Origin of the sequence: Mycetohabitans sp. B8, from assembly GCF_021991875.1 — a bacterium.
GTDB lineage: Bacteria > Pseudomonadota > Gammaproteobacteria > Burkholderiales > Burkholderiaceae > Mycetohabitans.
On record NZ_JAHLKR010000011.1, the window covers coordinates 123,927 to 145,423 of the forward strand.

20 protein-coding genes and 3 pseudogenes are annotated in these 21,497 nt (G+C 62.6%); 6 read left to right on the plus strand and 17 right to left on the minus strand.

All coding sequences use genetic code 11. The annotated features are described in order from the left end of the window. Positions 1–58 precede the first annotated feature (58 nt). The 3 genes and pseudogenes from KQH60_RS05020 to KQH60_RS05030 form a co-directional block, all read right to left on the minus strand. Positions 59–1,423 carry a sigma-54 dependent transcriptional regulator gene (locus KQH60_RS05020; protein ID WP_237575453.1) on the minus strand — a complete coding sequence of 455 codons (1,365 nt, stop codon included), beginning with the start codon at positions 1,421–1,423 and terminating at the stop codon, positions 59–61. A gap of 354 nt (positions 1,424–1,777) precedes the next feature. After that, positions 1,778–2,219, minus strand: a pseudogene (locus KQH60_RS05025) (glutamine synthetase); the annotation flags it as partial. Positions 2,220–2,361: 142 nt separating this feature from the next. Continuing rightward, entirely contained in the window at positions 2,362–3,690 is a 1,329-nt protein-coding gene (locus KQH60_RS05030; RefSeq protein ID WP_237575454.1) for an aspartate aminotransferase family protein, read from the minus strand. A 250-nt stretch (positions 3,691–3,940) separates the two neighbouring features. Here KQH60_RS05030 and KQH60_RS05035 point away from each other — a divergent pair. Continuing rightward, positions 3,941–4,402, plus strand: a pseudogene (locus KQH60_RS05035) (aminotransferase class III-fold pyridoxal phosphate-dependent enzyme); the annotation flags it as partial. Positions 4,403–4,412: 10 nt separating this feature from the next. Next, positions 4,413–5,885: an NAD-dependent succinate-semialdehyde dehydrogenase gene (locus tag KQH60_RS05040; protein ID WP_237575455.1), complete on the plus strand. Its 1,473-nt coding sequence runs from the start codon at positions 4,413–4,415 to the stop codon at positions 5,883–5,885. Between the two features lie 63 nt (positions 5,886–5,948). Here KQH60_RS05040 and KQH60_RS05045 read toward each other — a convergent pair. Beyond that, a pseudogene (locus KQH60_RS05045) lies at positions 5,949–6,107 on the minus strand (DNA-binding protein); the annotation flags it as partial. 412 nt (positions 6,108–6,519) lie between these two features. Here KQH60_RS05045 and KQH60_RS05050 point away from each other — a divergent pair. Further along, a complete protein-coding gene (locus tag KQH60_RS05050) occupies positions 6,520–7,389 on the plus strand; it encodes an SAM-dependent methyltransferase (protein ID WP_237575456.1) in 870 nt (289 codons plus the stop codon). Here KQH60_RS05050 and KQH60_RS05055 read toward each other — a convergent pair whose 3' ends face one another. Together KQH60_RS05055 and KQH60_RS05060 are read right to left on the minus strand one after the other, a co-directional pair. After that, a complete protein-coding gene (locus KQH60_RS05055) occupies positions 7,390–7,965 on the minus strand; it encodes a DUF1415 domain-containing protein (protein WP_237575457.1) in 576 nt (191 codons plus the stop codon). Continuing rightward, positions 7,949–8,608, minus strand: coding sequence for a TetR/AcrR family transcriptional regulator (locus KQH60_RS05060; protein WP_237575458.1), 660 nt, complete (start codon positions 8,606–8,608; stop codon positions 7,949–7,951). Before KQH60_RS05060 ends, KQH60_RS05055 begins: the two co-directional genes overlap by 17 nt. Positions 8,609–9,107: 499 nt before the next feature. On the opposite strand from KQH60_RS05060, the gene KQH60_RS05065 reads away from it, so the two are divergent. After that, positions 9,108–10,370 (plus strand): Hsp70 family protein, encoded by a 1,263-nt coding sequence (locus KQH60_RS05065; RefSeq protein ID WP_237575459.1) that lies wholly within the window; start codon positions 9,108–9,110, stop codon positions 10,368–10,370. A 132-nt stretch (positions 10,371–10,502) separates the two neighbouring features. Here KQH60_RS05065 and KQH60_RS05070 read toward each other — a convergent pair whose 3' ends face one another. After that, positions 10,503–10,706, minus strand: coding sequence for a cold-shock protein (locus tag KQH60_RS05070; protein WP_237575460.1), 204 nt, complete (start codon positions 10,704–10,706; stop codon positions 10,503–10,505). Positions 10,707–11,238: 532 nt separating this feature from the next. Between KQH60_RS05070 and KQH60_RS05075 the strand changes: the two genes are divergently transcribed. Further along, entirely contained in the window at positions 11,239–12,837 is a 1,599-nt protein-coding gene (locus KQH60_RS05075; protein ID WP_237575461.1) for an APC family permease, read from the plus strand. A gap of 89 nt (positions 12,838–12,926) precedes the next feature. Here the strand turns inward: KQH60_RS05075 and KQH60_RS05080 are convergent, their stop codons facing one another. The 10 genes from KQH60_RS05080 to KQH60_RS05125 all read right to left on the minus strand — a co-directional run bounded on the left by KQH60_RS05080 (position 12,927) and on the right by KQH60_RS05125 (position 21,077). Further along, positions 12,927–13,958 carry a CopD family protein gene (locus KQH60_RS05080; RefSeq protein ID WP_237575462.1) on the minus strand — a complete coding sequence of 344 codons (1,032 nt, stop codon included), beginning with the start codon at positions 13,956–13,958 and terminating at the stop codon, positions 12,927–12,929. 377 nt (positions 13,959–14,335) lie between these two features. Continuing rightward, the gene (locus KQH60_RS05085; RefSeq protein WP_237575463.1) at positions 14,336–15,112 is read right to left on the minus strand and encodes a class III extradiol ring-cleavage dioxygenase; all 777 of its coding nucleotides are present in this window, start codon (positions 15,110–15,112) and stop codon (positions 14,336–14,338) included. 108 nt (positions 15,113–15,220) lie between these two features. Continuing rightward, complete coding sequence (locus tag KQH60_RS05090; RefSeq protein ID WP_237575464.1) at positions 15,221–15,823, minus strand: UbiX family flavin prenyltransferase; 603 nt, start codon at positions 15,821–15,823, stop codon at positions 15,221–15,223. Further along, complete coding sequence (gene grxD / locus KQH60_RS05095) at positions 15,816–16,127, minus strand: Grx4 family monothiol glutaredoxin (RefSeq protein ID WP_237575465.1); 312 nt, start codon at positions 16,125–16,127, stop codon at positions 15,816–15,818. The genes KQH60_RS05090 and grxD overlap by 8 nt, the downstream gene beginning before the upstream one ends. A 74-nt stretch (positions 16,128–16,201) precedes the next feature. Then, positions 16,202–17,107 carry a peptide chain release factor N(5)-glutamine methyltransferase gene (gene prmC, locus KQH60_RS05100; protein WP_237575466.1) on the minus strand — a complete coding sequence of 302 codons (906 nt, stop codon included), beginning with the start codon at positions 17,105–17,107 and terminating at the stop codon, positions 16,202–16,204. A 7-nt stretch (positions 17,108–17,114) separates the two neighbouring features. Beyond that, on the minus strand, positions 17,115–18,197 hold the full coding sequence (gene prfA, locus KQH60_RS05105; RefSeq protein WP_237575467.1) for a peptide chain release factor 1: 1,083 nt from the start codon (positions 18,195–18,197) through the stop codon (positions 17,115–17,117). 95 nt (positions 18,198–18,292) lie between these two features. After that, complete coding sequence (hemA, locus tag KQH60_RS05110; protein WP_237575468.1) at positions 18,293–19,627, minus strand: glutamyl-tRNA reductase; 1,335 nt, start codon at positions 19,625–19,627, stop codon at positions 18,293–18,295. A 219-nt stretch (positions 19,628–19,846) separates the two neighbouring features. Further along, complete coding sequence (locus KQH60_RS05115) at positions 19,847–20,404, minus strand: recombinase family protein (protein ID WP_237575469.1); 558 nt, start codon at positions 20,402–20,404, stop codon at positions 19,847–19,849. Then, complete coding sequence (locus tag KQH60_RS05120; protein ID WP_237575470.1) at positions 20,398–20,790, minus strand: DUF86 domain-containing protein; 393 nt, start codon at positions 20,788–20,790, stop codon at positions 20,398–20,400. The genes KQH60_RS05115 and KQH60_RS05120 overlap by 7 nt, the downstream gene beginning before the upstream one ends. Beyond that, entirely contained in the window at positions 20,787–21,077 is a 291-nt protein-coding gene (locus KQH60_RS05125) for a nucleotidyltransferase family protein (protein ID WP_237575471.1), read from the minus strand. Before KQH60_RS05125 ends, KQH60_RS05120 begins: the two co-directional genes overlap by 4 nt. Before the next feature lie 170 nt (positions 21,078–21,247). Between KQH60_RS05125 and KQH60_RS05130 the strand changes: the two genes are divergently transcribed. Continuing rightward, on the plus strand, positions 21,248–21,496 hold the full coding sequence (locus KQH60_RS05130) for a hypothetical protein (protein ID WP_237575472.1): 249 nt from the start codon (positions 21,248–21,250) through the stop codon (positions 21,494–21,496). Position 21,497: the final 1 nt, after the last annotated feature.

The following is a 21,497-nucleotide window of genomic DNA, read 5'->3' on the forward strand; positions in this document are numbered from 1 at the left end:
CCTTCCCCTATGCGTTCCGTTCGACAATGATCGTTGACTGCTCCGGCCACGCTTGTCTTCAGCCGGCGTCCGTGGTCATTCCCGCCAAGCGCTGGGTGCGCAGTCGGCGATACAGCGTGGAGCGGGAAATACCCAACTCTCGTGCCGCTTCGGTTTGCCGGCCGCGGTGCCGCTTCAGCGCCTGGTCGATTAAATGGTCATCGATGACCACCGGTGGTTTGATGATCGGCATGGCTTCCGACGGCGCCCATTGTTCAAGCTCCAGATCGCGAGGCGTCAGGATGGTGCCGTCAGTCATCACCAACGCGTGCCGTACGCGGTTGATCAACTCGCGCACATTGCCTGGCCACGGATAACGACGCATTGCGGCCATGGCCGACAAGGAAAAACCCTTCACGTGCGGCGCGTCGGACTTGTATCGTTCAAACATGCATTGCGCGAGCACCTCGATATCTTTGCCGCGCGTGCGCAACGCGGGTTGCTCCACGCGCAGCACGCATAGTCGATGGTAAAGGTCGGCGCGAAAACGTCCGGCATTGACCGCTTCCTCCAGGTTCGCGTGCGTGGCTGAAATGACCCGCACGTCGACGTGGATCGTGTCACGCCCGCCCAGGCGCTGGATCGTGCGCTCTTGCAGGAAGCGCAATAGGCTGGTCTGACTCTCCAGCGGCAGGTCCGCGATCTCATCGAGGAACAGCGTGCCATGGTTGGCCGCTTCGATCCGGCCAACCTTGCGCGACACCGCTCCGGTGAACGCGCCGCGCTCGTAGCCGAACAACTCGGACTGGACCAGGTGAGGGGGTAACGCCCCGCAGTTGATCGCGACAAACGGCCGGTTAGCACGCGGCGAGCGCTCGTGGATCGCGATCGCAGTCAGCTCCTTGCCGGTGCCGGACTCGCCGGAAATGAGCACCGGCGCGTCGGTGCGCGCGATCCTCGGGATCTTGTCGAATAGCTTGAGCATCGCTTCGCAGGTACCGATCATTCGGCCCTCGCGTGAGCGTGACGAGCTTTGAGGCGGGCGCAGCATGAGCATGCCATACGCGTGTCCGAGCGCATCGGCAATGCGCTCCTGCGACGCAGGAAGCGTGACGTAACCGAAACAATAGTCACGAAGCACCGCCCTGACTGCCGCGATACTGAGCTGTCGCGGCTCGACTAGACCGATCCAGGCTATGTCCGATGTCGCCTGGCAGACCGCCAGCGTATCGAGCAATTCGGTGTCGGGCACCGTGCTCAGGTCGAGGATCCCGCCTGCCTGAACGACATGCTTCAGTGCGTGCCTAACGGCATGCCCATCGACGACGACCGACACGAGCCAGTTACGTCGGGCTAAGTGTTGTCGCAGGTCCCGACGCGGCTCGCGCGTCCAGTAGACGAGTGTTCGAGAAAGGGTGAATTGACTGTTGTTAGATAGCGACATGACTACCCCGTATCGATGCATTGTTTTTGTTGTTTGGACAATCATCTCCGCGGCATAACGCGAAAGTGATCGGTCTTGTCAAATCGTCGGTTGGCATGTCGCAATCGAGGCCGCAGCAACAGCGAATAAGTATCGGACAGGTGAGTCGATCGCCCCCCGCCTTCTCTGCCGATTTTGGATGTCCGGCACTTTCAGACTATAGCGAGGCTCGTCCGCCGAGACTGGCACGTATGCGAAAGAGACGCGAGAAAAACGCAACGCTCGGACACTATTGTTGTCTGAAGTGATTGATCGAGTGGCTGAAAAGCTAATATGGGGCGAGAGCGTCGTCGAGTTTTGGTCATACGTGCCACGCAAGTGCTTGCGTTCCCACGAACGGCTGACGCGCAAGAGCGCTTCGTACGCTGTGTCCTTCAACGCGAGATAAGCGTTGACGCATGGCTCACCCAGGATCGCGGCCAGCGGCTCGCCTGCCCGCAGCAGCGTCAAACCTTCCTGCAGATTGCGCGGCAACGGATACGGTCGCTGATCTCCGTCGCTGGATGGGGCTCGGTCGGCTTGAGCACTTGTGACATACGCAGGTAGCCGGCCGCGAGTGTGCCGGTAATAGCTAGATAGGGATTGCAGCCCGCACCAGGCATGCAACGCTCGATGCTTCGGGCCTCAGAAGAGGAATGCGGCACGCGAAAGCCCACGGTGCGATTGTCATAGCCCTAATGTTGATGAGCGCCGCCATGCAGCGCGACAGCCGCCGGTACGCATTGACCTACGGTGTGAAAATCGGTATCAGCGCCGGTGCTTGGCTTGAATAGAGCGATCGGCACTGCATCAGTTGCGATGGCGACCGCTTCTTGCTCGGGACGATGAAGACGACTGAGTGCCCGGCATAGACGAACCACGATGGCCGTCCATTCCTTTTTGCGCAGCGGCCGGTGCCGTTACTTCAGCGTCTGCAACGCGTTACGCACCGTGTCGAAGACTTGCGTGATTTGTTGTTCGGAGATGATCAGCGGTGGCGAGAACGCGAGCGTATCCCCGGTATAGCGGATCAGCACGTCAAGCTCGAAACACTTCGCGAACGCCTCGTAGGCGCGCGCACCGAATGCGCCGTCGCGCGACTCCAGCTCCACACCACCGACCAACCCCAGGTTGCGCACATCCTTCACGTACGGCGCATCGCGCAGCGCGTGAATCGCATTCTCGAAGAAGGGTGCAATTTTTGCCGCCCGCTCGAACAATCCTTCGCGCTGATACAGGTCCTGCGTCGCGATTGCCGCCGCCACCGCGATCGGGTGAGCCGAATACGTATAGCCATGAAACAGCTCGATGGCGCCCGGTGCGCCAGCATTCACAATCGTGTCGTAAATCTTCCTGTCTGCGGCTACCGCGCCCATCGGCGCGGCGGCGTTATTGATCGCCTTGGCCATCGTAATCAGGTCTGGCTTGACGCCAAAGCGTTCAGCGGCCGTCGCGCGACCGAGCCGCCCGAAAGCGGTGATGACCTCATCGAAGATCAGCAAAATGCCGTGCTTGGAACAGATTTCCCGCAGCCGCTGTAGGTAGCCTTTTGGCGGAATCAGCACGCCGGTCGAGCCGGCCACCGGTTCGACGATCACGGCTGCGATCGTGGACGCGTCGTGCAGAGCGACCAGCCGCTCGAGTTCGTCGGCCAGATGCGCACCATGTTGGGGCTGTCCGCGGGAAAACGCGTTCCTTGCCGGATCGTGCGTGTGCGGCAGATGGTCGACCGCGGGCAGCAGCGCTGCGGAGAATGTCTTACGGTTGGCGACGATGCCGCCTACCGAGATTCCGCCGAAACCGACGCCATGGTAGCCGCGCTCGCGGCCGATCAGCCGGGTGCGCTGCCCGTCGCCGCGCGCCTGGTGGTAGGCGAGCGCAATCTTCAGCGCGGTATCGACTGACTCCGACCCCGAGTTGGTGAAGAAAATGCGGTCCAGCCCGTCCGGCATGATGTGGGCCACCTTGGCTGCCGCCTGGAAAGCGAGCGGATGGCCCATTTGAAACGGCGGCGCATAGTCGAGCGTGCCGGCCGATTGCTGTATCGCACAGACGATCTCCTCGCGCGCGTGGCCGGCATTCACGCACCACAGGCCGGCCACGCCATCGAGCACCTTGCGGCCATCGCTGGCCGTGTAGTACATGCCCTTGGCCGACGTCAGCAGGCGCGGCGCGGCCTTGAACTGGCGATTGGCGGTGAACGGCATCCAGAAGTTCGACAGGTCGCCAACGGTATCGGATGAAGTCATGGTCGCTCCTTGAGTCGTGATCTCACTTGATCGCCGTCCACTCGCCGACGGACAGATACAGTTTGCCAACTGCGCTGCTAACGGTATTGTTCACCAAAACTGCGTTGGACAACACGAGACGTCGAACCGCGATCATCGAGCCCGGCCTGCAACTGGACCGCGACTGAGCACGGGCGCCAACGCTGGTGGACCTGTTGATGCACCGCTTTGCTGTCACGATCGGACGACATTGGGTCCGCGCCGGCACGCAATTGCCGGCGGTGTACAAGCTGGCTCGCACACCGGCGCGCTGCGCGGGCCGGCAATGCGCTGCTGTGGGATGCAGCACGACGATGTCAAGCCGGACCTGATAACGATGGCAAAGCGTCTGGACGGTGGCATGCCGCTGTCCGGCATGGTCGGCCGGGTCGCGCTGACGGATGCCGCGGAGCCCGGCGCACTGGGCGGCACCTACGCAGACCATTCGCTCGTCCGCACGGCGGCGCATGCGGTGCTCGAGGTGATGGTCAAAGAGAACTTGAGCGCACGGGCCGACATGCTGGGGCGACAACTGAAGGAGCAACGCAAGCGTGGCCTGTTGCTGCTCGTAGGCGGCGTACATGGTAAGGTAATTCGCTTCCTTTTCCCGCTGACGATCGAGCCGGCAGTGCTGGACGAGGGGCTGGACATACTTGAACACGCGCTGACGCACGGCACTGTCGCGCAAGCATAGGAACAAGAGCATGGGATCGGACAATCAGGCGTTATCGTTGAAGGATTCGTCGCTGCTGCGCGATCTGGCTTACGTCAGCGGGGCATGGACCGGCGCGGACGAGGGGTGCACGTTCGATGTGATCGATCCGGCGACGGGCCGCACGCTAGCGGCCGTTCCGGCGATGGGCGCGGCCGAGACGCATCGCGCGATCGACGCAGCGCAGCTTGCACAACGCATGTGGCGGGCGAAGACGGCTAAAGAGCGTGCCGCGATACTGCGCCGCTGGCACGATTTGATGCTGGCCAATGCGGACGACCTGGCCACGATCATGACGGCCGAGCAGGGTAAGCCGCTTGCCGAGGCGAAAGGCGAGATCGGCTATGCGGCATCGTTCCTCGAGTGGTTTGCGGAAGAAGCCAAGCGGGTGAGTGGCGACACGTTGGCGAGCCCCGCCGGCGACAAGCGACTCGTCGTACTAAAGGAGCCGGTGGGCGTATGTGCGGCGATTACACCCTGGAATTTTCCGGCGGCAATGATCACGCGCAAGGTGGGCCCCGCGTTGGCGGCCGGCTGTGCGATCGTGCTTAAGCCGGCGGAAGCCACGCCGCTGTCGGCGCTTGCGCTGGCAACCCTGGCCGAGCGCGCTGGCGTGCCGGCGGGTGTGTTCAGCGTGGTCACGGGCGATCCGAAGGCGATCGGCGCGGAAATGACGTCCAATCCGCTCGTGCGCAAGCTGTCTTTCACGGGCTCGACACCGGTCGGGCGGCTGCTCGCGGCCCAGTGTGCGCCGACGATCAAGAAGCTGTCACTGGAGCTGGGCGGCAATGCGCCGTTCATCGTGTTCGACGATGCGGATCTGGACGCGGCCGTGGAGGGCGCGCTCGCCTCGAAGTACCGCAATGCCGGCCAGACCTGCGTGTGCACGAACCGCTTCTACGTGCACGACTCGGTGTACGACGCATTCTCGCGCAAGCTTGCCGATGCGGTCAGCCGGATCAAAGTGGGCAACGGGTTCGAGGCGGGGGTCACGCAGGGACCGTTGATCAACCAGGCCGCGGTGGACAAGGTTGAGTCGCACATCGCCGACGCGCTCTCCCACGGCGCACGCGTGCTCTCCGGCGGCAAGCGGCATGCGTTGGGCGGCACTTTCTTCGAGCCGACGGTATTGGCCGGCGTGACCCAGGCAATGCGCATCGCGCGTGAGGAAACGTTCGGACCCGTCGCGCCGCTGTTCCGGTTCAGTACCGATGATGATGTGATTTGTCTGGCTAATGAGACAGAATTCGGGCTGGCTGCGTACTTCTACAGCCGCGATCTGGGGCGCGTGTGGCGCGTGGCGGAAGCGCTCGAGTATGGCATGGTGGGAATCAACACGGGCTTGATATCGAATGAGATCGGCCCGTTCGGCGGTATGAAGCAGTCAGGGCTGGGACGCGAGGGGTCCAAGTACGGGATCGATGAGTATCTCGAGATCAAGTACCTGTGCATCGGCGGGGTTTGATCCCTTCTGGTCGGGCGCGCCGCTCGGAAGAGCGGCGTGCTGGTCCGCGCCAGGTGGTCAGTGTCAACCCGGATAGGCATCGTCCACCGGCAGGTCGGCGAGCTTGAAGATCACCCGAAGCGTGGCCGGCTTGATGTCGCGGCCGGCCGCGAGTGTGGTGAGCACGAAGTCGACCACCTTCGCATATTTGAGCAGTTGCAGGCAACTGACTGCGCCTGGCCGTGCTGTCGTCCCTGCGCCGCAGTCCGTCTGCGGTGCCGCGTCTGGACTGCCCGTCCTTGTCTCAGTGACGTCACATCCGGCTCGTGTTACGGTGTTGCTTGTTGCACCAGCGGTTCCGACAATCCCGCCCTCGCGTGCCGCAAGCCTGGTGCGACGTGGCGCCAGCGCCGTTTCATCGCGCGCCCGGCAGGGCATCGAAGTGCCGCACACCGCAGATCGCACATAAAGCGGGCTAGTGTCGGCCGGATGGCTTCGCGGCTGCTGTCGGCGATGGATCTCGCCGGTGCCGCAGGCTTTTTCGGTACACTGTCACCGGAGGCCAGTTGCATGGATTGTGCAACCGGCCTACCGGTGACAACTGTGCGCCACCGCGCTTGTCGGCGTGGCGCTTGAACCTGTGTTTCGACCTCCCATGTCCGAGAAGTACGACGTCCGCCCCGGCCAATCCATTGAATTGCTCAAGGAACTCCATATCCTGACGCGCGAGGGCAAGCTTAACCAGGACAGCCGGCGCAAGCTCAAGCAGGTCTACCACCTGTACCAATTCATCGAACCCCTGCTCGCCGAGTTGAAGCAACAGGGCGGCGACGTGACGCTGGTCGATCATGGTGCCGGCAAGTCGTACCTCGGTTTTATCCTGTACGATCTGTTCTTCAAGAACCTGGGCGACGGCTCGCGCCTGTACGGTATCGAGGCGCGCGACGAACTGGTGACCCAATCCGTTGATCTGGCCGCCCGGCTCGGGTTTTCTGGTATGGCGTTTCTAAAATTATCTGTAGCGGAGTCGATCGCATCGGCCAAACTGCCGTCAGCGGTAGATATCGTTACTGCGCTGCATGCGTGCAATACTGCGACCGACGATGCGATCCGCTTTGCTCTGGCCAAGCAAGCCCGCTATATCGTGCTGGTGCCATGCTGCCAGGCGGAGGTGGCGGCCGTGTTGAGGCGCAACAAGGCGAAGGCGCTCGGACGCACCGTGCTGAGCGAGCTATGGCGCCATCCGCTGCACACGCGCGAATTCGGCAGCCAGTTGACCAACGTGCTGCGCTGCCTGCAGTTAGAGGCGCATGGGTATCACGTTAGCGTGACCGAACTGGTCGGCTGGGAACACTCGCTGAAAAACGAACTCATCATTGCCACTTACAAAAACCTGCCACGTCGCAAGCCATCCGAGCGGCTAACGGCGATGTTGGCCGAACTCGGGCTGGAAGAACTCGCGCAACGTTTTTTCATCCCGGCGCTGGCCCGCGAGCGCGAGCAGCGGATCGCCGATCCGGCATGATCAACGACGTTCGTCGTCCGCTTCCAGCAGGCGGCGCCAGCCCGCGTGACCGAGTGCGCGCATCGTTTGCTCGTTGCGTTCGTAGATTTGCGCCGCATCCGCAAACGCGTCAACGGCCCGTGTCACGCTGGCTTCCCGCAGCAGATGCAGGATCGGATACGGCGCGCGGTTCGTGTAGTTCTCGATGTCGTGCTCACCGGTGCCGGCGAATTGGAACAGGGGATGAAAGCTCGCGATCTGCACGATGCCTTCCAGCGCGCGCCGACGCAAAAGCTTGTCCGCGCGTGGCAGGAAATCATTGAACGCGTAAAAGTCGGCAAATGCGTCCGGCAATATCAGCAACGTCGTATCGATCGATTGCGGATCCGCCTCGACCAGCGTCTGCAGTTCGACATCGAGCGCGGCCAGCACGTCGGCGTCGGTGCAGGCGTCGCTGACCGTGTAGCGGATCTGCCGCTTGACATGGACGGACTTCGCGAAAGGGCACAGATTCAGGCCAATGACGGCCCGTTCGAGCCATTGCACCGTGGCGCCGACGACGGCGGCGCGGCCCTTGTGTTCATCGTGTATCGGCATCGGAGGGGGCGGTGGCCGCGTCGATCAATTGGGCGGCCAAGGCCGGCGTCGAGTCGATCACATCGCAGCGCGGATTGAAGGTCTGGCTGGCGGTGTAGACGCCCTCAACGAGCAACGCAAGCGACGCGCCGAGCCGTGTAGGCTCGCGTGCGCCGGCCTGTCGCGCCAGATCGGTCAGCCGTTCGAGCAACGCTGTTTTGTTACGGGCGACGATTTGGCGCGCCGGGTGGTTTCGGTCCGAAAACTCGCACGATACGTTGGCAAACGGACAACCCCGGTAGTCAGGTCGGCGTGCGCGCGCGGCCAGATCGTCAAAAAACTGCTTCAATTGGCGTGCCGGCTGCCCGGGATGTTGCGCAGTACTGCGTTCGAACCGTTGCCAATACTCGGCGTCCATCCGGTTTAGGTACGCGACCACGAGCTCGTCTTTCGAGGCGAACTGGCGGTACAGGCTCATCTTGTTGACGCCCGCCTGCTCGACGACTGCGTCGATACCCACCGCACGTATGCCTTGAGCGTAGAACAGCCGCACCGCCGCGTCGAGCAACTGTTGCTGCGCATCGGCGCCTGCTGTCGGCGCACGCCGATGCGTGCTGGTGGACGGCGTTCGCGCGTGTGTGGAGGGTGGATTGCTGCGACTCATGACTCATTTCTGCACTGCACCAATACGAGACGCTTGGCAGCGCGTTACCGTGCCTTGATAGGTTACCGGTCAGTCACTCAGATCGCAACCCTATGTTACCGATCAGTAATGTGCAGTGGCAATCGAACCAACGGGACAGGCACCCATGAATGCAGCGGATCGGCGCTCGCTGCCATGATGGAGGGGTGGCGGGGTAGTCGCCGCTCACCCATTGGGCGCTGCGTTCGCGGTGGCGCCAATCAGATAGCCGCCGAACACCGATGAACAAGCATAGGCGCCACCCATAGTCCGGTGGCAGCAGCGCGGGGGCTAGCAGCACGATCGAGCCCGCCGCGCCCAATCCTGCTCCGAGCCAGAACGTGCCGTTGATCGTCAAATCGGTCCAGCCGCGCAGCGACAGAGGCTTTGCTTGCAGCGCTGCTTCGTGCTAAAAACCTGTCCCTTCCCGAGTGGGTGGTGTCAGCCGCGAGTTCGCAGCCGGCCGTCCTAGGAGCATCGAATGAACTATTGTGCAATCGATTTTGGCACGTCCAATTCTGCCGTCGCGCTGCCGGCGCGGGGCGCCGCGCCGCATGGCGTCCGGCTGGCCCCGGTCGAGGGCGACCATGCGACCCTGCCCACGGCCGTGTTCTTCAATCTGGACGAGGACATTCGTGTGTTCGGCCGGGCTGCGATCGAATCCTATATCGATGGCTACGACGGACGGCTGATGCGCTCGATGAAGAGCATTCTGGGCTCGTCGCTGGCCGAGCAGAGCACTGAATTGGGGGACGGCACTGCGGTGCGTTATCTGGACGTGATCGTGCTGTTCCTACATCATCTGAAACAGTGTGCGCAGGCCGCGTCGGGCCGGCCGGTGGAGCGGGCGGTGTTAGGCCGTCCCGTATTCTTCGTCGACGACGATCCCCGGGCCGATCGTCTGGCGCAGGACCAGTTAAAAACAGCCGCCCAGGCCGTAGGTTTTCGGCACATCGAGTTCCAGTTCGAGCCGATTGCCGCGGCGTTCGACTACGAGTCGCGGCTCGATTCCGAGAAACTGGTGCTGGTCGCCGATATCGGCGGCGGTACGTCCGACTTCTCGCTGGTGCGGGTTGGGCCGGAGCGGGCGCGCAAGCTCGAACGGCAAGCAGACGTGCTTGGCCACCACGGCGTACACGTGGCCGGCACCGATTTTGATCGGCGCGTGGAGTTGGTGGCGATCATGCGTGAGTTGGGCTATCAATCACTGGACGAACAGGGGCGTGAGGTGCCGAACCGAATTTACTTTGACCTCGCGACTTGGCACTTGATCAACACCGTCTATGCACCCAAGCGGGTGGGCGAGTTGCGGCTGACCAAGTACGTTTATGCGCAGCCCCGCTACCATGACCGGCTGATGCGTGTCATCGATGCGCGGCTCGGACATGCGCTTGCCGGGCTGGCCGAGCGCGCGAAGATCGACGTGGCCGTGGGCGGCGACGCGACGCTCGACTTGTCCCAGGTCGAGACCGAGTTGGCGGTGGCTTTTTCCGAGCCGGCACTGCTGGAGGCGGCGCAGGATGAGATCCGCCGGATTGTGAACGCGGCGCGCGACACGCTACGTCAGGCCGGCGTGCAGGCCGCCGATTTGGGGGCGGTGTACTTCACCGGCGGCTCGACTGGTTTGCGCTGCGTGACCGGGGCGATCGGCGACGCGTTTGCGCAGGCGGAGAAAGTCTTTGGTGATCGTCTGGCCAGCGTCGCCACCGGACTGGGGATCCACGCGCAGCGTCTGTTTGATTGACGCGTACGTCGGATGAAAAAAATCGCGGTTGCCTAAAAGACGCAACCCCACGCTCCGAAGAACGTGGGGTTCGTCAGCAGTCTGACCGCGTAGCGCGGGGGGCATTGGCGCATCGCGCCAGTCGGCAGGGGCTTACGCCGCGCGAATATTCGCCGCTTGCTTGCCCTTCGGGCCCGTCTTCACTTCGTACGTGACTCTTTGGTTTTCCTGAAGAGTCTTGAAGCCATCCATGCGAATTTCGGAGAAGTGCGCAAACAGGTCTTCACCACCGCCGTCCGGCGTAATAAAGCCAAAACCTTTGGCGTCGTTGAACCACTTGACGGTTCCGGTTTCCATAAAACGAATCCTTAAAAATGAATAAGGGCCGAGGCCCGATAGCGCACGAAAATCAAGGAAGGGTGAGAGGAACAACCGAAGTACCGTCGTGGGAGACTACAGATGGACAACCACCAACACTCGCCGCTTGAAATCCTGCAAACACGTTTATATTGCGAAAATCCGACCCGGTCAATGCTTTCTTCGCAAACTCAGTAGTTTCCCCAATGCGCTTCGACCGGGATTGCTTCGGATTCCGTGGTTTTCCGCAACGGCCCGCCTCACCATCAAAAATGGGCGTAGAACTCGCTTTCTACGCCGCGGCTGACGTTTTGTGTTAATCATTTGTCATTTGTTTGATGCCGCGAGCAGGGGTTGATGCCACGCTTGTCGGGTCGTCTCGTGTTTCGCCGATTCGCAACTCATCAGTCAGTTGAAAGGTGCCACCGTTAAACTTCGCGCCGGTTGCAACCGACGCGTGACGCGTACTCACGAGACGTGCCAGCCGGAAACGGCACAGCGGTAAGGCGCGCTCATGTTCCTAGGAGATGTTGTGGATAGTTCGATCAAGCGAAACATCAGCCCATTTGCGCTGATGTTGACCGGCTTGGGCTCGATTATCGGGTCGGGCTGGCTCTTTGGAGCCTGGAAGGCGGCAAAAATTGCAGGGCCGGCGGCAATTATTGCATGGGTGATTGGCGCGGTAGTGATCCTGGCGATCGCGCTGACCTATGCGGAACTCGGGGCGATGTTCCCCGAGTCGGGCGGCATGGTCCGCTATGCCCGCTACTCCCATGGTTCGCTGGTCGGCTTCATCAGCGCGTGGGCGAACTGGATCGCGATCGTCTCCGTGATACCGATCGAGGCAGAGGCATCGATCCAATATATGAGCTCATGGCCTTATGATTGGGCCCATGCGCTGTTCGTGCACGGCGAGCTGACCTTACCCGGGCTCTTGCTGTCGGCTGTGCTCGTGATCGTGTACTTCCTGTTGAACTATTGGGGTGTAACGCTGTTCGCGCACGCAAATTCGGCCATCACGATCTTCAAGTTTCTGATTCCGGGCGCCACCATTCTGGGCCTCGTGCTAACCGGCTTTCATACCGATAACTTTGCGACCGGTGCGACTGGGCAGTTCGCGCCTTATGGTTGGTCGGCGGTGCTAACCGCGGTGGCTACCAGCGGCATTGTCTTCGCCTTCAATGGGTTCCAGAGTCCGGTGAACCTGGCGGGCGAGGCGCGCAATCCGGGCCGCAGCGTGCCGTTCGCCGTGGTCGGCTCAATCCTGATCGCGCTGGTGATCTATGTGCTGCTGCAAGTCGCGTATATTGGCGCCATCAATCCAGCGGCCGTCGTCAAGGGCTGGGACAAGCTGAATTTCAGTTCACCGTTTGCCGAGCTTGCGCTCGTGCTGAATCTGAATTGGCTCGCGATGCTGCTGTACGTTGATGCGTTCGTGAGCCCCAGCGGCACCGGTACCACCTACATGGCGACGACGACCCGGATGATTTACGCGATGGAGCGTAACAACACGTTGCCCAAGATTTTCAGCAGTGTGCATCCGCTCTATGGGGTGCCGCGGCCCGCGATGTGGTTCAACCTGATCGTCTCGTTCATTTTCCTATTCTTTTTCCGTGGCTGGAGTTCATTGGCCGCGGTCATCTCGGTGGCCACGGTGATCTCGTATTTGACGGGGCCGATCAGCCTAATGGCGCTGCGCCGCACCAGCGGGGATATCGCCCGGCCGCTGCGCATTCCTGGCATGGGCTTGATTGCGCCGTTTGCGTTTGTCTGCGCGTCGCTGATCTTGTATTGGGCAAAATGGCCGCTGACCGGTGAGATCATCCTGCTGATGGTCGTCGCGCTGCCGGTCTTCTTCTACTACCAAGCCAAGGCGGGCTGGAAAGGGTTCTCCAAGGATTGGCGCTCAGCCTGGTGGTTGGTCACCTACCTGCCTGTGATGGCGGTGCTGTCGTGCATCGGCAGCAGGCCGTTCGGCGGGCTCGGCTACATCCCTTATGGTTGGGACATGGCGCTCGTTGCGGTGATCTCGCTCGGGTTCTATCAGTGGGGGGTGTCTAGCGGCTGGCGCACCGCGTATCTGGATGAGCGGGAACAGCGCGAGGAAATCCTGGAAGGCGTCGGTATTTGAGCGTGGGGCATTGGTATCGGCGAGCCGCCCGCGTGCATCGGTGTCAATCCGCGCCGATGCACGCGGGCGGCTCGCGCCGCCGCACTGCGTTACGCCGGCGGCAGGTGCGATAGCGTCGCCGCCGCAATCAGCGCGGCCGCCAGCAATGCCGACTCGACTAACAGTGTCCTGCCAAGATGGGCGGCCGTGACTGAATAGCGCGGCGACAACGTATTGCTTTCTCCTTCATGAGCGCGTTGCGCATCGCGCAGCCGCGGCAACCATACAGCACGGTTCAGTGTCCTGAGCAATACGGCCGCCGCCACGATGACGAGCTTGGCGCCAAGCCATCGGCCGTAGTATGTGCCGGCTAATGGGGCGGGCGCGTTGGCGCAGATCCATGCGACGTTGTATAAGCCGGTGAGCGCGACCAACGCCAAGGCGATTGCCGACGCGCGAGACAGTCGTTCACAAAACGCCAGATGCCGCCCACCGTCGGCGCGTGTATGCAAGGCGAACGTCGGCAACACGAATGCCGCGATGCTCACGCCGCCAGCCCATGCGGCACTCGCGCCGACATGGACGCAGTACACGGCCTGCGTGAGGCTAAAGTCGCCCGCATCTGCCGCATGACTGGCCGCGGCCTTGCCTGCCGCATACAGTGCGAGGCCCAGCACCGTGATGCGCATCGGCCAACGGGGTAGGGCGCTGCCCGGTCCGGGTAGCGGGCCGCCTCGTGCTTGGCCGCCGCGCAGATGCACGCGCGAGGCGGCGAGTGCCACCGCGATACCGGCCGCCCCGGTCAGCCACGCGGCGCCGTAATGCGACTGCCGCAGCACGATGCCCAGCATGCCCAGCGCGGCGCTCAGTGTCGAGTTGCTCATCGTGGCGGCCTGCAGCCACAGGTACACCAACTGGGTGATGCCCAGCGCGCACAACGAAAACCATAGGATGGCCGGCCATCGGATGCCAGGCATGGCTTGCTTGATCGAGCCACGCAGCCTTAGCCGTGCGGCGTCGCGAGACGAAGCGAACACGGTGGCCAGCGTCGCGCCGCACAGTATCGAGCCTGCGGCGATCGCGAACAGCACGTCCTGGATGGCGGCAATCGTCATCTGCATGATGGAGAGGGACGAGATCATCGGGCCGCGCTCCGGTTGTCAACTACGCGTGTGCGCGGTCGCGCGACGGCGGTGGGCGACGCATCTTCACGGGGTGTGACAGTGTTTTCGCGGGCGGCGACGGAAAGTGGGTGCAATGCTTGGATAGTCATCGAGGCTGGAGCAGTCGGTGCGCTGTCCCACCAAGCCACGGCGACCGTCATCGCAGGGTGGGCAGTGGCAGGACGGGCGGGCGGCAGGCATCGGCGCCGGGTCCGCGTATGTCGGGAAAACGAGCGCCGATTATGCCATGCGCCGCGACATGGTGAGCGTGCGCGAAGCCGCTTCGCCGCGACGATGATGCGGTGTGTGCCACGGGCTCGCGTCCCGAATGTCGCTGCCCCGTTGCCTATGCGGCGCTACAGCACGTAATGGGTCATCGCCAATGAGCGCTGATAGATGCCTTGCGCGTAAATATTCAGCTTGTAGTCGTCATCGGCCGCGCCCAGCACGGCAAACACAGGTAGTAGATGTTCGTCGCTTGGATGCATCGACACGGCATAGGGCGCCTGCTGCCGGTAGTCGAGCAAGGCGTCCAGGTTATGCGTGGCCATCCTCGCTTCAAACCATCCGGTGAACTCGGCCACGTGCGGATCTGCATCACCAGGCCGTGCCGAGAAGTCCGCAGCCCGTAGATTGTGCGTGATTTGTCCGGAGCCGACGATCAGCACGCCGTCATCGCGCAGGGGCCTGAGCGCGCGCCCGACCCGATAGTGATGTGCCGGATCGCGGTGCGGCTGAATCGACACTTGCACCACCGAGATATCGGCCGCGGGATACAGTAACAGCAGCGGGACCCACGCGCCGTGATCCAGCCCGCGTACGGCGCCGCTAGCCGCGATGCCGGCTTGCATCAGCAACTCGATTGCGTGCTGCGCGACGTCCGGTGCGCCGGGCGCATCATACGTCAGTTCGTACAGCGTGCGGGGGAAGCCATAGAAGTCGTGAATGGTTTCCGGTGCCGTCGCGAGGCTGGCGACCGGCTCGGTGCTGGCCCAGTGCGCGGACAATACGAGAATGGCGCGCGGACGCGGCCAGCGCGTGGCCAATGCGGCGAACCCGGTACGCGGCATCAATGGGTCGATCGGCAGCGTCGGCGCGCCATGGGACAGGAAGACGGCAGGTAGACGGGGCATCGCGGTGGGCACGCATCGGGTGTACAAAACAAGTGATGCCGCGACTATAAGGGCGCGCGCCCGTCTAATAAATGCGGCGGCAGGAAATGCATTGTGTCGTGCCGGTTGTTAATCTCGCGCGGTTGCCAGTCCCATCCACGCTCGCGAGCGCGCTGCCGTGAGGCCGAACATATCCAGTGCACGCGCGACAGTATCGGCCACCAATTCGTCGATTGTCGCAGGGCGGTTGTAGAACGCCGGCACCGGCGGAAACACAATGCCGCCCATCTCAGTGACAGCCGTCATGTTGCGCAGATGCGCGAGATTCAACGGCGTTTCGCGGACCATCAGCACGAGCCGGCGCCGCTCCTTCAGCGTGACATCGGCAGCTCGGGCAATCAGATTGTCGGACAAGCCATGCGCGATGCTGGCCAGCGTTTTCATCGAGCACGGCGCCACGATCATGCCGTCCGTCTGGAACGAGCCGCTCGCGAGCGTCGCGCCGATGTCGCGCGGATTGTGCACGTGATGCGCCAACTGTTCGAGTGCCGCGCGCTCGATGCCCAATTCGTGCCGTACATTAAGCCAGCCGGCGCTGGAGACCACCAGATGGCTTTCGACGCCGTCCAACTCACGCAGCGCGCGCAGCACGCCGGCGCCATAGGCGGCGCCGGTGGCGCCGGTGATCGCGACGATTAGCCGGCGTGTTGACGGCCGCGCGTCATCAGGCATTCGTGAACAGTTGTTGCAATTCTCCGGACTCGTACATCTCCATCATGATGTCCGAGCCACCGACGAATTCACCGTTCACATACAACTGCGGGATCGTGGGCCAGTTCGAAAACGTCTTGATGCCTTGCCGCACTGCCTCGTCCTCAAGGACATTGACCGTATGTACCGAATCGACGCCGCACGCCTTCAGGACCTGGAGGGCTCGACCGGAGAAGCCGCACATCGGGAACTGCGCGGTGCCCTTCATGAACAGCACGACCGGGTGGTCGCTGACGATTTGCTTGATGCGCTCTTGGGTATCCATAGTTGACCTTGCTTCAAATGCGGTTTGAATTAGATGATAGCGGATTTCGTCTGCCCGGGCCGGCGTTGCGGCTGCTACCGGCTGCCGTAGGTGACGCGCTCGATGCCGGCCAGGTCCCGCACGGAGCGCACCGAATCAAAGCCGTGCGCCTCGAGCAGCGCGCGCACGGCTTCAGCCTGATCGTACCCGTGTTCCAGCCATAGCGTGCCGCCCGGCGCCAGCCACGCGACGCAGGCGGCGACGATCGCGCGAATCGCGCTGAGCCCGTCTGCGTGGTCGGTCAGCGCGTCCAGCGGCTCGAAGCGCAGGTCGCCCTCGCGCAGGTGCGGGTCAGACGCGGCGATATAGGGCGGATTGCTGACGATGGCGTTAAAGCGCGCCGGAGCGGCGTAATGGGGTTCGCTAAGCGCATCGAACCAATCGCCGTGGCATAGTGCAAGACGGGGTTGCGTGGGTGTGCCTGACGTGACACGCTCGTGACACGCGGCCGACGCCGGCAGTGCCGGCGCGAGCGCCGTATCGCCAAGCAGGCGCCGCGCATTGCGCCGCGCGACCTCCAGCGCGCCGGCACAGCGATCTGTGGCGACGATCCGCGCATCCGGGCGAGCATGGGCGATCGCGATCGCGATGGCACCGCTGCCCGTGCCAAGATCGAGTATGCGGGGGGCCGGGATCGTTCGTACCGCATCCAGCGCGCACTCGACCAGCAACTCCGTCTCCGGACGCGGGATCAGTACATGCGGCGTCACATCGAAGTCGAGCCCGAAGAATTCGCGCGAACCGATTAGTTGCGCGATCGGCTCGCCCTCGACACGCCGGGTCTGCAACGCCAGAAAGCGCGCCGACAACGCGTCCGGCAGCGCGTCGTCGGCACGCGTGATCAATGCGGTACGCGGCCAATTCAACACGTGGGCGAGCAAAATCCGGGCCTCCAGCGGGGCGAGCGGCGAGGTCCGCAGCAGTTGCGCGACGCAAGTCATGACGCGCTTACTCGGTCTCGCCCATCGCGGCGAGCAGCTCGGCCTGGTGTTCCGAGACGAGCGCGTCGATCAGTGCGTCCAAGTCGCCATCCATCATTTGTTCCAGCTTGTACAGCGTCACGTTGATTCGGTGGTCGGTCAGCCGGCCCTGCGGGAAGTTGTAGGTGCGAATGCGCTCGGAGCGGTCGCCCGAGCCCACGAGGCTTTTGCGGGTGGCGGCCTCCTTCGCATGCTGTTCCTGATATTGCTTATCCTTGATGCGGGCGGCCAGCACCTTCATCGCGCGCTCCTTATTTTTGTGTTGCGAGCGATCGTCTTGGCATTCCACTACGATGCCGGTTGGAATGTGCGTGATGCGCACTGCCGAGTCGGTCTTATTGATATGCTGGCCGCCGGCGCCGGATGCGCGGAACGTGTCAATGCGCAGATCGGCCGGATTCAGCTCGACCTCGGCGATCTCGTCCGCTTCCGGCATCACGGCGACCGTGCAAGCCGACGTGTGGATACGGCCCTGCGTCTCGGTGGCCGGCACCCGCTGCACGCGATGCCCGCCTGACTCGAACTTGAGGCGCGAATAGGCGCCTTGGCCGATGATGCGAACGATCACTTCTTTATAGCCGCCCAGGTCCGACGCGCTTTCCGACATCATTTCGACCTGCCAGCGATGGCGCTCCGCATAGCGCAGGTACATGCGTAGCAGATCACCGGCGAACAGCGCGCTCTCGTCGCCCCCGGTGCCGGCGCGGATTTCCACGAAGATGTTGCGCTCGTCGTTCGGGTCCTTGGGCAGCAGCATTTTCTGCAAGTCGCGCTCCAATTGCTCCATCCGGCTGCGCGCCGCATTGAGTTCGTCCTCCGCGAAATCCCGCATCGATGGATCGGCCAGCAATTCCTGAGCGGTCGCCTCATCGTTGCACGCAGTTTTCCACTGTGCATATTGCTCAACCACTGGCGCGAGTTCCGCGTGCTCGCGGGTGAGCTTGCGGTACTGGTCGAGATCGGACGTGACATCCTCGCGCGAAAGCAGTTCGTTCAACTCCGGCAGTCGCTTGGTAAGCTGCTCCAGCTTGGCTTGCATACTCGGTTTCATCGGCGCATCTGGCAAAGGGCGCGAACGGGTTCGCGTTCAATGGAAAACGAAGGCACGCTCGACGATACGCGCGTGCCGGCGGGTGTTGAGCGCCACTAACGCTCGGAGGGGCCGGCGTGCTGGTAGAAGCTGGACATCAAGTCAACCAACTTGTCGCGATCGCCGCCGGCCGCGTGGGTCAGCGCATGTGTTGGGCCGTGGATGAACTTGTTGGTCAGCGCCTGCGACAGTGCTTCGAGCACGGCGGCGGGATCGTCGCCGCGTGCTAGCATTTTCTGGGCGCGCTCCAACTCTACGCGGCGCAGCCGGTCGGCTTGCGTGTGCATATGACGGATCACCGGTACGATGCTGCGCTGCTCGAGCCAGTGCATGAAGGCTTGCACGCGTGTCTCGATAATCGCCTCGGCCTGCGCGACGGCGGTTTGCCGAATGGCATGGCTTTCCCGCACGATCGAGCTGAGGTCGTCCACCGTATAGAGGAATACGTCGTCTAGCTCGGCCACTTCGGGCTCGATGTCGCGCGGCACCGCCAGGTCCACCATGAACATTGGCCGGTGCTTGCGTGCCTTGACCGCGCGTTCCACCGCGCCCAGGCCGATGAGCGGCAGGGTGGACGCGGTACACGACACGACGATGTCGAACTCATGCAGCCGCGATGGCAGCTCGGCAAGCATGATCGCCTTGCCGCCGAAGCGCTCGGCCAGCTTGCTGCCGCGCTCCACGGTGCGGTTGGCGACGATCAGCTCACGCGGATTGTGCGCGGCGAAATGCGTCGCGCACAACTCGATCATCTCGCCGGCACCGATGAACAACACGCGTTGCCCGGCAATGTTCTCGAAGATGCGTTGCGCCAGCCGCACTGCCGCAGCGGCCATCGATACCGAATGCGCGCCGATCTGCGTCTGCCCGCGCACTTCCTTGGCCACCGCGAACGTGCGCTGAAACAGCTGGTTCAGGTAGGTACCGAGCGCACCGGCTTCCGACGCGGTACGCACGGCGTCCTTCATCTGGCCCAGGATCTGGGTTTCGCCGAGCACCATCGAGTCCAGACCCGACGCCACTCGCATCGCATGGCGGACTGCTTCGGATTGCGGCAGCGCGTAGATATGCGGAGCAAGCGCCTCGACCGGGACCCGGTGATAGCTCGACAGCCACGCGATCGCATGCTCGCGCGCGGCGCGGTCGTCGGTCGCACAGTAGATTTCGGTCCGGTTACAGGTCGACAGTATCGCGGCCTCCGCCAGTGCTTGCTGTGCGTGCGCGATACGCGCGACGGCGCTGGGGGCTGCGACGCGCGTGTCATCGCGGCGCGCCCACGCGTCCTTGAGCGTGTGCAAGGCTGGCTTGATCTGCTCGAGCGGAAACGCCACGCGCTCGCGCAATGCGACCGGCGCGGTGTGGTGGTTGATTCCGATGGTGAGCAGGTGCATGGTTGCCGTCAAAAGTAGCCCGTCATTATAACTTTTTTAGCCGTTGTCAACTCCGGACGCCGGCGCGCTGAGAGCGGCACATCGCGGCCGGTCGGCGTTCGATGACGATACCCAATATTCTTGTGCTGGGCGGCGACGCGAAGCAAAATACGGTTTCTATCTCAACGTTTGATGCGCTGTATTAACCGTGAAATACGGACATTTTAAAAATAAAGCACGTCAAGCGTGCGCAGAGGCTGGCACCCAGCGGTAGAGCGTCGGGATCGACACGCCGAGGTTCTTGGCCACGTCTTTGGGTGGGACACCACTTGCCAGGAGTTGCCTAGCCGATTTGATTTTGCTGTCGGTCATCTTCGGCTTGCGCCCCCCCTTGCGGCCAAGCTGCTTGGCAACTTCCAATCCGGCACGGGTGCGTTCGATAGTCAACTCGCGCTCCATTTCGGCCAACCTAGCCATGACGTGGAAGAAGAAGCGGCCGGGCGGTGTACGGGTGTCAATGGAGTCGGTGAGGCTCCGGAACTGGATGCCGTGCTTGTGCAAATCGTTGACTAGATCGACCAGTTGCTTGACCGACCGGCCCAGCCGGTCAAGCTTCCAGACGACTAGAGTGTCACCCTCGCGCAGCATGTCAAGCGTTCTGGCCAAACCGGGCCGGTCTGCTCGCGTGCCGCTCGCTTTGTCTTCGAAGACCTTTAGACATCCGGCCTGGGTCAACGCTTCACGTTGCAGCGCAAGTTCCTGATCCTGCGTCGAGACGCACGCATAGCCGATCAACATGGTTTGTCGCTCGCCCGATCGTTGCACTCTTCTTGGTCGGCGTGCTGGCGCACGGTGGGCAATCGCTTAAGCAGTTCCGGCAGCGCCGCTTGCACGGTGTCCCACACCACGTCGAGATTGATGTCGAAATAGCCGTGAGCGATGCGGTTGCGCATACCGCGCATGTTGCGCCACGGCAATTCGGCATGCGCCTGCGCGAACCCAGCGTATCCATCCATCGTCTTTGTAGCGGCCTCTTCGATAATAATGAGGCTCATGATGACAGCCTGTTGGGTGCGCTTGTCCTGAAGGAAGTCCTCTTTGGCTAAGCCCTTCACGAAGCTGCACGCATCGGCGGCGGCCTGCTGCATGTGGTCAAGGTAATCGGGCAGTCGATTCTCGCTCATACCGGCTGCGCTTGCGCGAGCACCTTGGCCCGGAACTTCGGCGGCAGATCACCGGGCGTCAATACATCAACGTGAACGCCGAGTAGCGATTCCAACTCGTCTTGCAGGCCGCCTAGGTCGAACAGCGTTGCACCAGGCAGCGCATCGACCAGCAGATCAATGTCGCTGCCATCTCGGTCGGTGCCATGCAGCACCGAGCCGAAGATGCGTGGGTTCGCCGTGCGAAAGTGGCTTACCGCTTCGCGCACCGCGCTGCGTTTCATGTCAAGCGCCACGGACGGTCGCATAGGATCCTTTTTTATCAAAACTCGTTAAAATAATATGCAATCGAGAACGTATTTTCAAGCACTATTCGCTATGCGCTACCATGGAAACCTGTTCCTGATGGTTAGCCGCCTAAGCGACTCGCGAGTCGCTTGCTATTAACGGTCTCCACGATACTGGGCACACTGCGCTGATGGGCTGGATCGGCACCTTGCTGCTGGGCGCCGCGATTGGCGGCTTCGGCTGGTGGCGCCATCCGGCACGCCGCGCAGCGGCACTGCCCACGCTTATCGTCGGCGCGTTGGCCGCCGGTGCGGTTAAACTGGCCGGCAACGCGAGCGGGCTATTCGAGGATGGCGAGGTGCTCGAATGGTCGCTGTGCGTGCTCGGCGCGATGACGGCCGTGACCGTCTCGCTTGGCTCCCATCCTTTTCGCCGATGAA

What these genes read in the sequence shown, in the direction of transcription:
- KQH60_RS05055 (WP_237575457.1), bottom strand. Translation starts at nt 7,965, where the DNA reads ATGCCGATACACGATGAACACAAGGGCCGCGCCGCCGTCGTCGGCGCC.
- KQH60_RS05030 (WP_237575454.1), bottom strand. Translation starts at nt 3,690, where the DNA reads ATGACTTCATCCGATACCGTTGGCGACCTGTCGAACTTCTGGATGCCG.
- KQH60_RS05125 (WP_237575471.1), bottom strand. Translation starts at nt 21,077, where the DNA reads ATGCGACCGTCCGTGGCGCTTGACATGAAACGCAGCGCGGTGCGCGAA.
- KQH60_RS05120 (WP_237575470.1), bottom strand. Translation starts at nt 20,790, where the DNA reads ATGAGCGAGAATCGACTGCCCGATTACCTTGACCACATGCAGCAGGCC.
- hemA (WP_237575468.1), bottom strand. Translation starts at nt 19,627, where the DNA reads ATGCACCTGCTCACCATCGGAATCAACCACCACACCGCGCCGGTCGCA.
- KQH60_RS05050 (WP_237575456.1), top strand. Translation starts at nt 6,520, where the DNA reads ATGTCCGAGAAGTACGACGTCCGCCCCGGCCAATCCATTGAATTGCTC.
- KQH60_RS05040 (WP_237575455.1), top strand. Translation starts at nt 4,413, where the DNA reads ATGGGATCGGACAATCAGGCGTTATCGTTGAAGGATTCGTCGCTGCTG.
- KQH60_RS05085 (WP_237575463.1), bottom strand. Translation starts at nt 15,112, where the DNA reads ATGCCCCGTCTACCTGCCGTCTTCCTGTCCCATGGCGCGCCGACGCTG.
- KQH60_RS05090 (WP_237575464.1), bottom strand. Translation starts at nt 15,823, where the DNA reads ATGCCTGATGACGCGCGGCCGTCAACACGCCGGCTAATCGTCGCGATC.
- KQH60_RS05060 (WP_237575458.1), bottom strand. Translation starts at nt 8,608, where the DNA reads ATGAGTCGCAGCAATCCACCCTCCACACACGCGCGAACGCCGTCCACC.
- prfA (WP_237575467.1), bottom strand. Translation starts at nt 18,197, where the DNA reads ATGAAACCGAGTATGCAAGCCAAGCTGGAGCAGCTTACCAAGCGACTG.
- KQH60_RS05115 (WP_237575469.1), bottom strand. Translation starts at nt 20,404, where the DNA reads ATGTTGATCGGCTATGCGTGCGTCTCGACGCAGGATCAGGAACTTGCG.
- KQH60_RS05020 (WP_237575453.1), bottom strand. Translation starts at nt 1,423, where the DNA reads ATGTCGCTATCTAACAACAGTCAATTCACCCTTTCTCGAACACTCGTC.
- KQH60_RS05065 (WP_237575459.1), top strand. Translation starts at nt 9,108, where the DNA reads ATGAACTATTGTGCAATCGATTTTGGCACGTCCAATTCTGCCGTCGCG.
- grxD (WP_237575465.1), bottom strand. Translation starts at nt 16,127, where the DNA reads ATGGATACCCAAGAGCGCATCAAGCAAATCGTCAGCGACCACCCGGTC.
- prmC (WP_237575466.1), bottom strand. Translation starts at nt 17,107, where the DNA reads ATGACTTGCGTCGCGCAACTGCTGCGGACCTCGCCGCTCGCCCCGCTG.
- KQH60_RS05070 (WP_237575460.1), bottom strand. Translation starts at nt 10,706, where the DNA reads ATGGAAACCGGAACCGTCAAGTGGTTCAACGACGCCAAAGGTTTTGGC.
- KQH60_RS05080 (WP_237575462.1), bottom strand. Translation starts at nt 13,958, where the DNA reads ATGATCTCGTCCCTCTCCATCATGCAGATGACGATTGCCGCCATCCAG.
- KQH60_RS05130 (WP_237575472.1), top strand. Translation starts at nt 21,248, where the DNA reads ATGGGCTGGATCGGCACCTTGCTGCTGGGCGCCGCGATTGGCGGCTTC.